Here is a 16,995-nt window from a genome sequence, read left to right as displayed (position 1 = left end):
ATAAATAATAGTAGATGAATCAACCTTTAGCATATGTTCATCCAGGAGCAAAAATTGCAAAAAATGTTGTAATAGAACCTTTTACAACTATACATAATAATGTAGTAATTGGAGAAGGAACCTGGATAGGTTCCAATGTTACTATTATGGAAGGTGCACGTATTGGAAAAAACTGTAGCATTTTCCCCGGAGCGGTTATTTCGGCAACCCCTCAGGATAAAAAGTTTAATGATGAGGATACAATCACAGAAATCGGAGATAATACAACTATTCGCGAATGTGTTACTATAAATCGAGGTACTGCGGATAGAATGAAAACCAAAATAGGTAAGAACTGTTGGATTATGGCTTATTGTCATATTGCTCATGATTGTATTGTAGGTGATAATTGTATATTTTCTAATAATAGTACATTAGCAGGACATATTAATGTAGGAGATTATGTGGTTTTGGCAGGTATGGCAGCAGTACAACAGTTTTGTAGTATTGGAAATCATGCTTTTGTTACAGGAGGATCATTAGTGCGTAAGGATGTACCTCCATATGTTAAAGCAGCAAGAGAGCCTTTGTCTTATGTTGGAATAAATTCTATCGGTTTACGTAGAAGAGGATTTACGACAGAAAAAATAAGAGAAGTACAAAATATATATAGAATTTTATATCAGCAAAATTATAATAACTCGCAAGCAGTTGCTATTATAGAAGCTGAAATGGAGGCTACTCCAGAACGAGATGAAGTGTTAGAATTTATTAAAAATTCGCAAAGAGGTATTATGAAAGGGTATTTCTCTAATTAGAAAATTGGAGATATCTTTTATATTTGATTAATAAGAAATAAAGAATACTAAATAATGGCAAGTACTAGTGATATCAGAAATGGATTATGTATTAAATATAATCATGACATCTATAAAATTATTGAATTTTTACATGTGAAACCAGGTAAAGGTCCTGCTTTTGTGCGTACTAAACTAAAGAGTGTTACCACAGGAAAAGTAATTGATAATACATTCTCTGCGGGACATAAAATCGAAGATGTACGTGTTGAAACGCATAAATTTCAATATTTATACGCTGAAGGTGACACTTTTCATTTTATGAATACAGAAGATTACAATCAAATCACTTTAGAAAAATCTGTTTTAGATGCCCCAGGCTTACTAAAAGAAGGAGAAGTAGTGACTGTAATTATTAACTCTGAAGATCAAATGCCTCTTTCTGTAGAAATGCCAGCAAGTGTAATTCTTGAAGTTACCGCTACAGAACCAGGAGTAAAAGGAAATACAGCAACAAATGCAACAAAACCTGCAACTGTAGAAACAGGAGCAGAAGTAATGGTACCTCTTTTTATTAATGAAGGTGATAAGATTAAAGTAGAAACAGAAAAAGGTACATATAAAGAACGTATTAAAGAATAATTCAGAATGCTGAATTTCTTGATTTAAAAAATGAAATTTCCTCAGAAACACACCTTAGAACAAATTGCCACTATTATTTCTAGTGAGTATATAGGAGATCCCAATTTTCCAGTTTTGGGAATGAATGAAATACATGTTGTCTCTCCAGGGGATATTGTTTTTGTTGATCATCCAAAATACTATGATAAAGCTTTGCAAAGTGCGGCTACAATTATTTTGATTAATAAAAATGTAGATTGCCCCAAAGGTAAGGCACTTCTAATTTCTGATGATCCATTTAGAGATTTTAACACACTTACCAAATATTTTAAACCTTTTGAAAAAGCAAATTCTTTACTTTCAGATACGGCTAAAATAGGAGAAAATACGATCATACAACCAGGGAGTTTTGTAGGTAATAACGTAACTATCGGTAATAATTGTTGTATTCATGCTAATGTGAGTATTTATGACAATACAATTATAGGAGATAATGTAACAATTCATTCTGGAAGTGTTTTAGGAGGAGATGCTTTTTATTATAAAAAAAGACCCGAAGGTTTTGATAAATTGATTTCTGGAGGAAGAGTAGTGCTTGAGGATAATGTTGATATAGGTGCTTCATGTACAATTGACAAAGGAGTTACTGGTGATACGACGATCAAAAAAGGAACTAAAATAGATAATCAGGTTCATATTGGTCATGATACTGTAATAGGAGAGAAGTGTTTAATTGCATCTCAAGTAGGTATAGCAGGTTGTGTTGTTATAGAAGATGAAGTAACTATTTGGGGACAGGTAGGTATAACAAGTGATGTTAGAATTGGAACAAAAGCAATTATTTCAGCTCAATCGGGAGTAAGCAAATCTTTAGGAGCTAATAAAAGTTATTTTGGTACTCCTGCTGATGATTTTAGAAAGAAATATAAAGAGATTGCTGCCATTAGACAGGTACCAGAATTAATAGAAAAATTAAAAAAGAATGAATAGTGCAAAGGAAATAGTAAGATCTTTTTATGAAACTGATCTTATTCATGATGTTGAAGCATTTTCTAAATATTTGCATCCTGAAATTATATTATACTGGAATAGTAGTTTCGGATTTAATAAGAAGGATTTCAATGATATAAAAACCATGTTTAGTGAGATGGCTTTATCTTTTGAAACTTTTAGATGTGAAATTAGTCATCTTATTGCAGAAGGCAGCTCTGTAACTATTAGATATACTTACTTTGCAAAGACAATCGAAAATCCAGAAAAAGAAGATGCAATAGCGCATTTTATTACAATTTGGGAACTTAAAGATGATAAATTATATAAAGGATATCAAATAAGTCAACAAGGAGATAATACTCCAGAAAGTATGATGTCTTTTATTTCAAAATAATTACTTTTTCATTTTAAACATAATGTTCAAAAGCTTACTTTTGAAGCTCTTTAAAAAAAATAAAAAATCATAACGCAATGAGTGTTTTAGTTAATAAAGATTCAAAAATTATTGTACAAGGTTTTACCGGTAGTGAAGGTACTTTTCATGCAGGTCAAATGATAGAATATGGTACAAACGTTGTTGGAGGAGTGACTCCTGGTAAAGGAGGACAAACACATCTCGATAAACCTGTTTTTAATACTGTCGAAGACGCGGTAAAAGAAGTAGGTGCTGATACTACAATTATTTTTGTACCACCAGCTTTTGCTGCTGATGCGATTATGGAAGCTGCTGATGCTGGGATTAAAGTTATTATTACTATTACAGAAGGTATTCCAGTGGCAGATATGATTACTGCATCGAATTATATTAGCAATAAAGAATGTACTCTTATTGGACCAAATTGTCCTGGAGTAATTACTCCGGGAGAAGCAAAAGTTGGGATTATGCCAGGTTTTGTATTTAAAAAAGGAAACGTAGGAATAGTATCAAAATCAGGAACTTTGACTTATGAAGCTGCTGATCAAGTAGTGAAACAAGGATTAGGAATTACTACTGCAATAGGAATTGGCGGGGATCCAATAATTGGTACTACCACAAAAGAAGCTGTAGAATTATTGATTAATGACCCAGAAACCGAATGCGTGGTAATGATAGGTGAAATTGGTGGCCAGTTAGAAGCTGATGCTGCAAAATGGATAAAAGAAAGCGGAACTTCTAAGCCTGTTGTTGGTTTTATTGCTGGTGAGACTGCACCTGCTGGACGTACTATGGGACATGCAGGAGCAATTGTTGGAGGTAGTGAAGATACTGCTGCTGCCAAAAAAGCAATAATGAGAGAATGTGGAATACACGTGGTAGATTCTCCTGCAGAAATAGGAAAGAAAGTTGCAGAAGTATTAGGATAGATATTATAGTATACTTTAATATAAAAAAACCTCTTGAATATATTTTCAAGAGGTTTTTTGTTTCAAGGAACATATTGTTTGTTAAAAAAAGCTTAAAAAACGTAACATTGAAAAGAACAACACGTATTATAGTACATTAATTATAAACTAACTCATATAATCAACTCAGGTGTAACATCACCATAAAACAATTAAAATAGGATATGAAATTAATCAAAACATTTTTACTGTTACTATTGGCCATTTGCCTAAGTAATTGTAAAAATTCATCATCAGAAACTAACAAAGACCCCCAAGAAGTAAAGGTAGAGCAACATACAGATGCTTCGGGATTTAATTATGAAACTGTAACTAATGATCCTACAGGTTTACGATTGTATACATTAGATAATGGTTTAAAAGTATATTTGGGTAAGAATGAAGAGGAACCAAAAATTCAGACTTTAATTGCTGTTAAAGCTGGTTCGACTTACGATCCTGCAGATAATACTGGTTTAGCGCACTATCTGGAGCATATGGTGTTTAAGGGAACCGATGAAATTGGTACTCAGGATTTTGAAAAAGAAAAAGTATTCTTAAAAGAAATTTCTGATTTGTATGAACAGCATAAAGCAGAAACAGATCCAGAGAAAAAGCAAGAAATCTATACAAAAATAGATGAAGTATCTCTCGAAGCTTCAAAAATTTCTATTGCTAATGAATATGATAAATTGGTGAACTCATTAGGTGCAGAAGGAACAAATGCTTTTACATCAAATGAACAAACTGTTTATGTTAATAAAATTCCATCTAATGAGTTAGATAAATGGCTCAAAGTTGAAAGTGAACGATTTAGTCAGGTAGTATTACGTTTGTTTCATACAGAACTCGAGGCAGTATATGAAGAATTTAATAGAGGTCAGGATAGTGATGGTCGTAAGCAATATTTTGCTGTTTTAGAAGGGCTGTATCCTAATCATCCGTACGGAACTCAGTCTACAATTGGTAAATCAGAACATTTAAAGAATCCATCTATGGAAGCTATTAATGCATATTTTGATAAGTATTATGTGCCAAATAATATGGCTGTGATTTTAGTTGGAGATTTAGACTTTGATAGTACAATTAAGAAAGTAAATGAAGCATTTGGAGGATATGAGTCTAAAGAAGTCACCCATCCTAATTTCCCAAAAGAACCAGCACTAACTTCACCAATCAAAAAAGAGGTATACGGTCCAACTGCAGAATCTGTATATGTAGCATTTAGAACAGATGGTTTTGGGACAAAAGAGGAGACTATGGTGGTGCTGGTTGACTATATTTTAGCGAATTCACAAGCAGGGTTGATTGATTTAGATCTTAATCAAAAACAAATGGTGCAAAATGCATCTTCTTTTACAAATTTTGATAACGATTACGGGTTTCATCTATTATATGGAATGCCGAAAGAAGGACAAACCTTAGATGAAGTTAAAGAGCTACTGTTGGGTGAGATAGAAAAAATTAAAAAAGGAGAATTTGATGACTGGTTAATTGATGCTGTAGTTAATGATTTAAAATTAACAAGAGTACGACAATTTGAAAATGCTAGCGCTACTGCATACCAATATCTTGATGCCTTTATTCATTTCACAGATTGGAAAGATCGTTTGACTATGTTGGATGATATGAAAAAAATTACAAAGCAAGAAGTGATCGATTTTGCTAATAAGCATTATGGGAATAACTATGTTGAAGTACATAAAATCAAAGGAGAAGATAAGAATATTGTTAAGGTAGAAAATCCAGGAATTACTCCTGTTGAGTTAAATAGGGATAAAGAGTCAGTGTTTATTCAAGAATTTAAAAAAATAGAATCTCCTGCATTACAGCCTAAATTTATTGATTACAAAACAGCGATTAAGTCGACCAAAACGAATAGCGGTGTTTCTGTATCCTATATAGAAAATGAAAATAATGATCTCTTTAACCTTACTATTATTTTTGATTTAGGAATAGATAATGATAAGACATTGTCAGTAGCTTCTGGCTATTTCGATTACCTGGGGACAGACAAATATTCAGCAGAAGAACTTAAAAAAGAATTCTATAAATTAGGAATTAATTATAGTATAAACTCTTCCAAAGATAGAACAAATGTTAGTATTTCAGGGTTGAAAGAAAACCTTGATAAAGGATTAATTTTATTAGAAGATCTATGGAAAAATGCAGTTGCAGACCAGGAAGCATATGATAAATTTGTTGATCAAATAGCAAAAGGCCGTCAGGATGGGAAGACGCAAAAACAGAATATTCTTTGGAATGGATTATTGAATTATGGCAAATTTGGAGAAAACTCTAGATTACGTAATATATATACAATCAATGAACTAAAGGAAATCAATCCTCAGGATTTGGTTAATAAAATAAAAGAATTATATACCTATAAACAACGTGTGTTCTATTATGGTAAGGATGTAGAAGCGGCACTTGCTTCTTTGGATAAAAATCATACTATTTCTGGTGATTTGAAAGAATACCCTGAAAAAGCTACCTATATAGAAAAAGAAACAGGAGGAAATGTATATTTTGTAGATTATGATATGGTCCAGAGTGAAATGATTTTCCTAGCAAAAGGAGCAGAGTTTGACCCTAAAAAAATGGCAGCTTCAAGTTTGTTTAATACCTATTTTGGTAGTGGATTATCTTCAATTGTATTTCAGGAAATTCGTGAATCAAAATCTTTAGCATATTCTGCATTTTCACAATATAGTATGGCTAGTGAAAAAGGAGATTCAGATTATGTATATGCATATATAGGCACACAGGCGAACAAAATGCCTCAAGCTGTTGATGCAATGATGGATCTTATGACAAATATGCCAGAAGCAGAAGAGCAATTTAATCAAGCAAAAGAAGCCACTTTAAAGAAAATTGCAGCTAAACGAATTACAAAGTCAAATATATTTTGGTCTTATGAAAACCTGAAGAAAAGAGGAATTGATTATGATAATAGAGAAGAGATGTATGAAACGATTAAAAATATGACATTAGCTGACCTTAAATCTTTCTTTAATGAAAATATCAAAGGTGAAACTTATAATGTTCTTGTGATCGGGAATAAGAAAGATGCAGATATGAAAGCTTTATCTAAATTAGGAGAGGTTAAGGAAATGGACATTGATTATCTTTTCAATTATGAAAAGAAAAATGAAGACATAAAATTATAAAATTTGATAAACTATAATTTGTTTATAAACCCTGTGAGAAATCGCAGGGTTTATTGCTGATGACCTATTTGTAATTCTTATATTTGAATTTACATTGCAAATTATAAATTGTACAGAAGTACAAAAAAAATAGAAACATAACGAATGAATCTTTTACAAGGTAAAACGGCTATTATCACAGGAGCTACTCGTGGTATCGGCAAAGGAATAGCAGAAATTTTTGCGCAACAAGGGGCTAATGTTGCTTTTACATATAGTTCTTCAGTAGAAGCGGCAAATGCTTTAGAAAAAGAATTAAATGCATTAGGAATTAAAGCTAAAGGATATCAAAGTAATGCAGCCAATTATGATGATGCTCAAGAATTGGTAGCGTCTGTTTTAGAAACTTTTGGGGGTGTAGATATTTTGGTAAATAATGCAGGGATTACAAAGGATAATCTTTTGATGCGTATGAGTGAGGAAGATTTTGATAAAGTAATAGAAGTAAACCTCAAGAGCGTATTTAATATGACTAAAGCGGTACAACGAACTATGCTCAAACAACGTAAAGGAAGTATTATTAATATGAGTTCTGTTGTTGGAGTAAAAGGTAATGCAGGTCAAGCGAATTATGCTGCTTCAAAATCTGGAATTATTGGGTTTTCTAAATCGGTAGCCTTAGAATTGGGATCAAGAAATATTCGTAGTAATGTAGTTGCTCCTGGTTTTATAGAAACCGAAATGACTGAGAAGTTAGATGAAAAAGTGGTCGATGGATGGCGTAATGCTATTCCATTAAAAAGAGGAGGTACTCCAGAAGATATTGCAAATACATGTCTGTTTTTGGCAAGTGATTTAAGTGCTTACATCACAGGACAAGTGCTTAATGTTGACGGAGGAATGTTAACATAAAGAAAGGAGTTAGAAAGTAAGAGTTGTTAGATAATTATACTGTTCAACTTCTAACTTTCTGCCTTTACCTCTAACTTTAGAAACATGCAAATAGAAACAATTTTATTGATCATAGCTGCTTTTGTAATCGCATTGGTTATAGCATTGTTTCAGTATATATATAAGGCAAAGAATAGGAAAAAAAATAGCCTATTCTTTGCTTTTTTACGTTTTCTTAGTGTTTTCTCACTCTTGTTGTTATTAATTAATCCAACATTTAAGCAAAAAACGTATTATGTAGAGAAACCAGATTTAATTGTTGCTGTAGATAATTCTTCATCAATAAAAAATCTCCGACAAGATCAGTCAGTCATTAAATTCATAAATCAAATAAAAGAAAACGAAGAATTAAATGATAGGTTTGATCTTGTGTATTACTCATTTGCCGATAAATTAAAAGATTCGTTAGATCTTTCTTTCGATCAAAAACAAACTAATATATCTAAAGCTTTAGAAGAATTAGATCAGATTTATAAAAACACGATTGCACCTACGATAATGATTACTGATGGTAATCAGACTTATGGTAAAGATTATCAGTTTAGTAGTTTAGGATATAAACAGGCGGTATATCCAGTGGTATCTGGTGATACAACTGCTGTAACAGATACCAAAATTCAACAGCTTAATGTTAATCGTTACGCGTATTTAAAAAATAAATTTCCAGTAGAAGCTATCCTTACATATTCTGGTCAGGAAAATGTAACAACTACATTTCAGGTTACATCAGGAAATGGTGTAGTGTATTCTCAACCAATAACTTTTTCTCAACAAAGTAATTCTGCTGTTGTTAGTTTTACCTTACCCGCTAGTCGTGCAGGTGTTATTAAATATGTTGCTAGATTAGTTCCATTAACGAATGAGAAAAACACAGTAAACAACGACAAAAATTTTGCAGTAGAAGTTATAGATCAAAAAACAAATGTACTTTTGATTTCTGATATAGTACATCCTGATCTCGGAGCTATCAAGAAAAGTGTTGAAAGTAATGAGCGTCGCAGTATATCAATCAGTAAGCCTCAAGAAGTAAAAGATTTAGATGATTATCAATTAGTTGTTTTATATCAACCTAATACGAGGTTTAGAAAAGTATATGAAGATTTAAATACGCTAAAAAAGAATTATTTCACTATAGCAGGTACTAAAACAGATTGGGTATTTTTAAATAAAATACAAAATAAATATACACAAGAAATAACAAGGCAAACTGAATATTATATTCCTAGATTTAATACCAATTATAGTACATTTCTTTTAGAAGATATTGGTTTCGAGAATTACCCTCCTTTAATAGGGACTTTTGGTGATATTAGCATAAACACTAATCACGATCCGCTATTGTATCGAACAATTAGTAATATAGAAACTGATGAAGTATTAATAACCGCAATAGAGGAAAATGGAGTGAGAGAAGCAGTGCTGTTTGGAGAAGGAATATGGAGATGGAGAGCACAAAATTATTTGGATAGTCAAGGATTTGAAGACTTTGATGATTTTTTCGGGAAGTTAATACAGTATCTTGCTTCAAACAAAAGAAAAAGTAGGTTGAATACTATTTCAGAATCCTTTTATTATGGTAATGCAAATATTAGTATCAAAGCAGAATATTTTACCAAAAATTATGAATTTGATCGAAGAGGGAATTTAAGGATTTCTGTAAAAAATAAAGAAACTGAGGCAACGCAAACTATACCAATGTTGTTGAAAAATAATTCATATGAGGTTGACTTGAGTAGTCTTTCAGCAGGAAATTATGAATATACAGTAACCGTCCTAGGAGAAAATATTTCACGTTCTGGGAGTTTTGCAATTCTTGAATATGATGTAGAGCAACAATTTCTTAATGCAGATGTAACAAAACTTAAGCAAGTTGCTACTAATACTAATGGAAAGTCATTTCATTTAAATCAAAATGAAGCTTTGATAAAAGAGCTAACAGAAGATCAAAGATATCAAACAATACAGAAAAGCAAGGAAAATGTGGTATCTTTAATAGATTGGAAATATCTATTAGTAATAGTTATTTTATTGCTTTCGATAGAATGGTTTGCACGAAAATATAACGGACTTATTTAAAATTAAAAATTCAGAATTATTATGGAAAAATTACCAAAGATAGGGTTACCTATTTTGATTATTATTGTTTTGACAATTGTCTTTATTTCAAAATCGACTGTTACTATTGGCTCAGGAGAGGCAGGAGTATTGTATAAAACATTTGGAGGAGGAGTAGTAACAGATGGACCTCCATTAGGAGAAGGTTTTCATTTAGTTGCACCTTGGAATAAAGTAATTGTTTATGAAGTAAGGCAGCAAGAAGTTTTTGAAAAGATGCAAGTGCTTTCTTCTAATGGATTGGAAATTAAATTAGACGCTTCGGCTTGGTTTCAGCCGGATTATGCCAAATTAGGTTTGTTACACCAGCAAAAGGGAGAAAATTATGTGGCGAGAGTTTTATTACCAACCATAAGATCAGCTGCACGTAGTGTTGTAGGTAGATATACTCCAGAACAATTGTATTCTAGTAAAAGAGATGCTATTCAAAAAGAGATTTATGAAGAAACAAAAAAGATTGTTGGAGATCAGTTTATTCAACTTAATGAAGTATTAGTTAGGGATGTAACATTACCTCCAACTATTAAAGAAGCAATAGAACGTAAGCTAAGACAAGAGCAAGAAGCTTTAGAATATGAGTTTAGGTTAGAAAAAGCAAGAAAGGAAGCCGAAAGACAAAAAATTGATGCAGAAGGAAAAGCAGTCGCTAACCAAATTCTAAGTGCTTCTTTAACCGATAAGATTTTGAGAGAAAAAGGAATTCAAGCTACCCTGGAGTTGTCAAAATCACCAAATGCAAAAGTGGTTGTTGTAGGTTCAGGACAAGATGGTATGCCTTTGATTCTTGGAAATCAATAGCAAAAACAAGATATATTATTTCTATTGGCGTCTTTCTTGGGCGCCATTTTTTGTGAAATACTATTAATAATTAATCTAACTTCAGGTTTTTTAAAATGACATAATCTAATGCGGGTAATATGCAAACAAAAAAAATACTAGAAACTCATAGACTTAGTTTATCTGAATTTGGTTTAGAGGATGCTAATTTTATCATAGAATTGGTTAATTCTCCAAATTGGTTAAAATATATTGGAGATAGAAATGTAAAAACTGATGAAGATGCCATAGAATATCTAAAAAATGGTCCCATACATAGTTATGAGCAATATGGATTTGGTTTATGGAAAGTTCTATTGAAGAATACAAACATCCCGATAGGCATGTGTGGATTGGTAAATAGAGAGACCTTAGAAGATATAGATATAGGTTTTGCAATGTTACCAGAATATTCTGGATTAGGTTATGGGTTTGAAATAGCAAGTGCAACAATGCAATATTCAAAACAGGTATTAAACCTTGATAGAATTGTGGCTATAACAGATCCAGGTAATATCGCTTCAATTAAATTGTTGAACAAAATTGGACTCTGTTTTGAGAAAACGATGAAACTGTCAGATGACGATAGTGTTCTCTTTTTTTCTGAATCTAATTATAAAAATGATGAAAAGGAGATTAACAAATTAACAACTACTTTTTTTGAGGTATTTACAAATACGAATAGGAGAACTCCTAGAGTAAAAGATATTGAGAAAATATTTATTCCAGAAGGAATATTGATAAGTAATACCCATGGGAAACCTGAAATTTTCAAATTAAATGAATTCATTACTCCGAGAGAAAAAATGTTGAATGATGGTACCCTCATTGATTTTGAAGAATATGAAATCTCGTCTACAACTGAGATATATGGAAATGTAGCACAAAGATTTAGTTTCTATCAAAAATCAGGGGTATTGAATGGAGTTGATTTTGTTGGACGCGGGATGAAAACAATTCAATTCATAAAAATGAATGATGAATGGAAAATGTCTTCAGTTGCCTGGAGTGACGATGTAGAAGAATAATACTATATGAAAGGCCTTCATAAAATATGATTATGAAGGCCTTATTTAAATAGTAAAATGGTTAGTGGTTACTATTTTTCTTTTAATTTTTTAGCTTGTTTTGACCAATTGTCTCTTTCAATTCTTCCAGGAAAAAATTGAATAAGTGCCGTTACTGTGTCAATATCCTCTTTGGTAAATTTACTAATTTGATCGAAAGTATAGATACCAATGCTGTTTAATTTTTCTTCAATAAATGGACCAACACCACTGATGAGTTTTAAATCATCCTTTTCTGATGCATCTGCTGTGCCAAAACTATCAAAATTTAATTTTGGAGGAGCTCCTCCATTTGTTACAGCTACACCACCATGATCCCTAGTTTTAACTGCTTTGATTCCGTTATCGGTGTCGCCTGAATTAGAAAAAGTAGAATTTGCTTTTTCATGATTAGAGTTTTTAAGTAGTGTATTTTTTCTTTCACATTCGTCTAATGCTTTTTTATATTTATTTTTAAGAGACCATTTTGATAAAAGCCACCCAAGTAAAAATGCTAAAAACAATAAAAGTAATAAGCACCACCAGTTTGCCTCATGTATAAAATCTAACATAGTTGTTGTGTATTTAGTTTACGGTTATTTCTATTCGTCTGTTTTTTGCTTTGTTTTCCTCACTGTCATTTGCAGCAATAGGGTTGGATTCCCCTTGAGAAGAAGCTTTGATTTTTTCTTTTGAAATACCTTGAGAAATGAGATAATCTCTTACATTATTAGCTCGCTGTTGGCCAAACCATAAATTAGCTTCTTTTTCTCCGACATTATCTGTGTGTCCAATAATAGAAACTGTTTTGTTAGGGTATTTTTCTAAATAGCTCTTAAGTTCCAAAGCATAATTAGATAACGTAGCATCAGGTTGAAATGTTTTTTGAGCAAAACTGGAGTATAATGTTCTGTTAGCGATACTTTTTTCTACTTCTTCAAGTCTGGATGTATCCAGGTCTCCAAAATTTAAAAGAATACCTCCGTTGTATGTGCCATCATCATTATATGTATATTCCTTTAATTCGGTTTTAATTACAATACGATTAGCATTAACTCCAGCGCTGACAAGAATATCTTTGATGAAATTTGCTCTGGAGATTCCAAGTTTACTAGTGTCTTCAATATCAATAGAGTTTTCTAAACCGGTTATTACAAGCTCTTGATCCTGATGTTTGCCTAGATAATTTGCTACTTGACTGTCAAAACCTTCAAGAGTACTTGGGATATGAACATTACCATTGCCATTATTAATTCTGAAGTTTTCATAATATCTAAACACTTCTTGATTTTTATTGTCTTTTGCAAATAAACCAACTTGGGAATTGTTAAGATTGGCAATACTGTCTTCATAGGCTTTTTTGGCAAGCGCATCTGCTTCAGAATCTATTTCGTCTTTAACAATAACAGTATCTTTATCTAGATCTTTAGCGCACCAATCACAAGAATAATACCACCATATTCCTAGCCATGCGAATAGTAAAAAAAAGAGGAATGAAAATAAGCCTTTCATAAATTGTTGATTAGTTAGTTACTTAAATTTATAAAAATGTTTATTATGATCCTATTTAAAATCTTAAAATCTAGTGATTTATAGACTGAAAAAAGATGAACCTCAAAAAAATAAGTTGAAATGCATTTCAGAAAAAATAATTTTTTATAAATTCGCAAAGTATTTAAATAGAAAAATGAAAAACATTCTTTTACATCATCATCATTCTTACATTCTCGCACAAGCGTGGTAAGTTGATATGTGTATAAGTAATCATATAATAAAAACCCGTTTGAGCAGTTCAAACGGGTTTTTTGTTTTCATAAAACTTTTTTCGAACTGATTAGACACAACAACAAAAACAAAATGTCAAAAATTAAAATTGCTATTCAGAAAAGTGGACGTCTTAATGAAGATTCTGTCAAAATATTAAAAGACTGTGGTATTTCCATTGATAATGGAAAAGATCAATTAAAAGCTCAAACACGTAATTTTCCTATGGAAGTTATGTTTTTACGTAATGGAGATATACCGCAATACCTTAGAGACGGAGTTGTTGATATCGCTATTATAGGAGAAAATGTTCTTATAGAAAAAGGGACAGATATTTCTATTGCAGAATACCTTAATTTTTCTAAGTGTAAAGTTTCTCTTGCAGTACCAAAAGATTTTGAATACAATTCTATTCAGGATCTTGAAGGAAAAAGAATTGCTACCTCGTACCCAAATACGGTTAATGACTATTTGGATAAAAAAGGAATTTCTGCTGAATTACACCAAATTTCTGGTTCAGTCGAGATCGCTCCAAATATTGGTTTGGCTGATGCAATTTGCGATATTGTTTCTAGTGGGAGTACTTTATTTAAGAATAACTTAAAAGAAGTAGAAGTGATGCTTACTTCTGAAGCAGTATTGGCAGTCTCGCCTAAGATATCTGAAGAAAACAGAATGCTATTGGAGAAATTACAATTTAGAATTAAAGCCGTCTTAAAAGCAAGAAATTCTAAATATGTATTACTTAATGCTCCCAATAATAAAATAGAAAATATTGTGAAAATATTACCTGGAATGAGGAGTCCAACAGTGTTGCCTTTGGCAGAGAAAGGATGGAGTTCTATCCATACTGTTGTAGAAAAAAATAAGTTTTGGGATATTTTAGATGAGTTAAAAGCAGAAGGAGCAGAAGGAATTTTGGTTTGTCCAATTGAAAAAATGGTATTGTAATTAGATAAATAACAAGGGCAATGAAAAAGATATACAATCCAAATAGAAATTCCTGGTCAGAAATCTTAAAAAGGCCAACACAAACTGTTGCTGATATAGAAGATATTGTTTTACAAGTTTTTGATGAAATAAAAAAAGAAGGAGATCAGGCAGTTGATCGATATACTCAAAAGTTTGATCAAGTGTCACTTGATAACATTTTGGTTTCTTCAGAAGAAATAGAACAAGCAAAAGAACTTGTTAGCCAGGAATTAAAGGATGCTATACAATTAGCTAAATCTAATATTACCGTATTTCATGCTGCACAAAAGACAAATAAAATTTCTGTAGATACAAATGTCGGTATTGAGTGTTGGCAAGAAAAGCGACCGATTCAAAAGGTAGGGTTATATATTCCAGGAGGAACGGCACCATTATTTTCTACAATTTTAATGTTAACCATTCCGGCAAACCTTGCTGGTTGTGAAGAGATTGTATTATGTTCACCTCCTAATAGAGAAGGAAAAATACATCCTGCTATTTTGTATACTGCTGATCTTTGTGGTGTAACCAAAATATGTAAAGTAGGAGGGATTCAGGCGATTGCAGGGATGACTTTTGGCACAGAAACCATTCCACAAGTATATAAAATATTTGGACCGGGAAATCAATTTGTAACTGTAGCAAAACAATTAGCGACTAAGTTTGGCGTGGCTATAGATATGCCAGCTGGACCTAGTGAATTACTTGTAGTAGCAGATGATACTGCAAATGCATCCTTTGTCGCATCTGATTTACTGAGTCAGGCAGAACATGGTAAAGATAGTCAGGTGATCCTTGTTTCTACATCAAAAACAATGATAGATCAAGTAGAAGAAGAGATTATAAAACAAGTCAATGTATTGCCAAGAAAAGAAATAGCAGAAGGAGCAATTGCTAATTCAAAATTAATTTATGTAGAAAGTAACATGGGGGCTATTGAACTTATTAATGAATATGGCCCCGAGCATTTTATAGTATGTGTAGAAGATGAAGACTTTTATATTGATAAAATAGTAAATGCGGGTTCTGTTTTTATTGGTAATTATACACCAGAAAGTGCGGGAGATTATGCTTCTGGAACAAACCATACGTTACCTACAAATGGATATGCGAAGCAATATAGTGGTGTGAATTTAGATAGTTTTATGAAGTCAATGACCTTTCAGAAAATATCTGAAAAAGGTATCCAAACCATAGGAAATGCGATTGAACTTATGGCAGAAGCTGAAGGTTTACAGGCTCATAAAAATGCAGTTACGTTGCGATTAGAAAGTTTAAAATAAAACCTATCATCTTAGAATGTTTTCTGGATGACATGAGATAATGAATAAGAAACAATTTGATATAACACAATTAGTTCGTAAGAATATAGCAGGGTTGAAGCCATATAGTTCTGCAAGAGATGAATTTACAGATTTTGATCAAGATATGATTTTTCTTGATGCTAATGAGAACCCATATGAGAATGGAGTAAATCGATATCCCGACCCACAACAAAGAAATCTAAAATCAATTTTATCAGATCAAAAAAAGGTGTCTGACCAGAACATACTTTTGGGTAATGGTAGTGATGAAGTTTTAGATTTGATATATAGAGCATTCTGCGAACCAGAAGTAGATAACATTATTACATTACCTCCTACATATGGTATGTATACTGTATTGGCTAACATAAATAATGTAGAAGAAAAGAAAGTATTGTTAAATGAAGATTTTCAACCTAATGTAGAAGAGATATTCAATACCGTTAATGGGAATTCAAAATTACTATTTATATGTTCTCCGAATAATCCTTCTGGAAACTTAATAGATCGAGGACGTATACTTCAAATTTTAGAACGTTTTGAAGGAATAGTAGTTATTGATGAAGCATATATTGATTTTACAGATAAAAAGAGTTGGGTGGAAGATCTAAATACATATCCCAACCTTATTGTTACTCAAACACTGTCTAAAGCCTATGGGTTAGCAGGTATACGCTTAGGAGTTTGCTATGCTTCTGTAGAGATCATCGATATACTTAATAAAATCAAACCTCCTTATAATGTAAATGAATTAACTCAACAACGTGCATTGGAGAGAGTACGTGATAAAGATCAGATCAAAACCGAAGTAAATACCATTATAGAAGGGCGTAAAGAATTAGAAAAAGCTTTATCACAAGTAAGTTTTGTAGAAAAAGTGTTTCGTAGTGATGCTAACTTTATTTTGATAAGAGTAGACGACGCTAATAAAAGGTATGATCAGCTAATTAAAGAACGGATCGTGGTACGCAATCGAAGTACTCAACCACTATGTGAAAGTACATTACGATTTACAGTAGGAACAAAAGAAGAAAATGAGAAATTAGTTGGAATATTAAAACAGTTGTGATTGTCATTCCGGATTCGATCCGGAATCCATTATAATAACTAAAAGTTTAATTAAAAA

At 31.9% G+C, this 16,995-nt stretch carries 15 protein-coding genes; 13 read left to right on the top strand and 2 right to left on the bottom strand.

Annotated features, from left to right (window positions below; genetic code table 11):
- The first annotated feature begins 14 nt into the window (after window positions 1-14).
- The 10 genes from lpxA to DK442_RS19375 all read left to right on the top strand — a co-directional run bounded on the left by lpxA (window position 15) and on the right by DK442_RS19375 (window position 11,811).
- Window positions 15-797, top strand: coding sequence for an acyl-ACP--UDP-N-acetylglucosamine O-acyltransferase (gene lpxA / locus DK442_RS19420; RefSeq protein ID WP_109437553.1), 783 nt, complete (start codon window positions 15-17; stop codon window positions 795-797).
- Window positions 798-851: 54 nt separating this feature from the next.
- A complete protein-coding gene (gene efp / locus DK442_RS19415; protein ID WP_109437552.1) occupies window positions 852-1,418 on the top strand; it encodes an elongation factor P in 567 nt (188 codons plus the stop codon).
- A gap of 30 nt (window positions 1,419-1,448) precedes the next feature.
- On the top strand, window positions 1,449-2,387 hold the full coding sequence (locus tag DK442_RS19410) for a UDP-3-O-(3-hydroxymyristoyl)glucosamine N-acyltransferase (RefSeq protein ID WP_109437551.1): 939 nt from the start codon (window positions 1,449-1,451) through the stop codon (window positions 2,385-2,387).
- Window positions 2,380-2,784: a nuclear transport factor 2 family protein gene (locus tag DK442_RS19405; protein ID WP_109437550.1), complete on the top strand. Its 405-nt coding sequence runs from the start codon at window positions 2,380-2,382 to the stop codon at window positions 2,782-2,784. Before DK442_RS19410 ends, DK442_RS19405 begins: the two co-directional genes overlap by 8 nt.
- A 77-nt stretch (window positions 2,785-2,861) precedes the next feature.
- Entirely contained in the window at window positions 2,862-3,734 is an 873-nt protein-coding gene (sucD, locus tag DK442_RS19400; protein WP_109437549.1) for a succinate--CoA ligase subunit alpha, read from the top strand.
- Between the two features lie 203 nt (window positions 3,735-3,937).
- The gene (locus DK442_RS19395) at window positions 3,938-6,922 is read left to right on the top strand and encodes a pitrilysin family protein (protein WP_109437548.1); all 2,985 of its coding nucleotides are present in this window, start codon (window positions 3,938-3,940) and stop codon (window positions 6,920-6,922) included.
- A gap of 144 nt (window positions 6,923-7,066) precedes the next feature.
- On the top strand, window positions 7,067-7,813 hold the full coding sequence (gene fabG, locus DK442_RS19390) for a 3-oxoacyl-[acyl-carrier-protein] reductase (protein WP_109437547.1): 747 nt from the start codon (window positions 7,067-7,069) through the stop codon (window positions 7,811-7,813).
- Window positions 7,814-7,897: 84 nt separating this feature from the next.
- Entirely contained in the window at window positions 7,898-9,928 is a 2,031-nt protein-coding gene (locus DK442_RS19385) for a VWA domain-containing protein (RefSeq protein WP_109437546.1), read from the top strand.
- A 21-nt stretch (window positions 9,929-9,949) separates the two neighbouring features.
- Window positions 9,950-10,765, top strand: a complete 816-nt coding sequence (locus tag DK442_RS19380; RefSeq protein WP_109437545.1) for a prohibitin family protein — start codon at window positions 9,950-9,952, stop codon at window positions 10,763-10,765.
- 119 nt (window positions 10,766-10,884) lie between these two features.
- The gene (locus tag DK442_RS19375; RefSeq protein WP_109437544.1) at window positions 10,885-11,811 is read left to right on the top strand and encodes a GNAT family N-acetyltransferase; all 927 of its coding nucleotides are present in this window, start codon (window positions 10,885-10,887) and stop codon (window positions 11,809-11,811) included.
- 71 nt (window positions 11,812-11,882) lie between these two features.
- Here the strand turns inward: DK442_RS19375 and DK442_RS19370 are convergent, their stop codons facing one another.
- Both DK442_RS19370 and DK442_RS19365 read right to left on the bottom strand, forming a co-directional pair.
- Window positions 11,883-12,401 (bottom strand): hypothetical protein, encoded by a 519-nt coding sequence (locus tag DK442_RS19370; RefSeq protein ID WP_109437543.1) that lies wholly within the window; start codon window positions 12,399-12,401, stop codon window positions 11,883-11,885.
- Window positions 12,402-12,414: 13 nt separating this feature from the next.
- Window positions 12,415-13,341, bottom strand: coding sequence for an OmpA family protein (locus DK442_RS19365; protein WP_109437542.1), 927 nt, complete (start codon window positions 13,339-13,341; stop codon window positions 12,415-12,417).
- A 345-nt stretch (window positions 13,342-13,686) separates the two neighbouring features.
- On the opposite strand from DK442_RS19365, the gene hisG reads away from it, so the two are divergent.
- Genes hisG through hisC form a run of 3 tightly spaced genes read left to right on the top strand, consistent with a single transcriptional unit; the run spans window position 13,687 to window position 16,938 of the window.
- Window positions 13,687-14,544, top strand: a complete 858-nt coding sequence (gene hisG / locus DK442_RS19360; protein ID WP_109437541.1) for an ATP phosphoribosyltransferase — start codon at window positions 13,687-13,689, stop codon at window positions 14,542-14,544.
- Window positions 14,545-14,564: 20 nt separating this feature from the next.
- On the top strand, window positions 14,565-15,848 hold the full coding sequence (gene hisD, locus DK442_RS19355; protein WP_109437540.1) for a histidinol dehydrogenase: 1,284 nt from the start codon (window positions 14,565-14,567) through the stop codon (window positions 15,846-15,848).
- 40 nt (window positions 15,849-15,888) lie between these two features.
- Entirely contained in the window at window positions 15,889-16,938 is a 1,050-nt protein-coding gene (hisC, locus tag DK442_RS19350) for a histidinol-phosphate transaminase (protein WP_109437539.1), read from the top strand.
- Window positions 16,939-16,995 lie beyond the last annotated feature (57 nt).

It is taken from the genome of Aquimarina sp. AU119, from assembly GCF_900312735.1.
Lineage (GTDB): Bacteria > Bacteroidota > Bacteroidia > Flavobacteriales > Flavobacteriaceae > Aquimarina > Aquimarina algiphila.
Note: the sequence above shows the minus strand (reverse complement) of the source record. Positions and strands in the feature narration are given on the sequence as shown.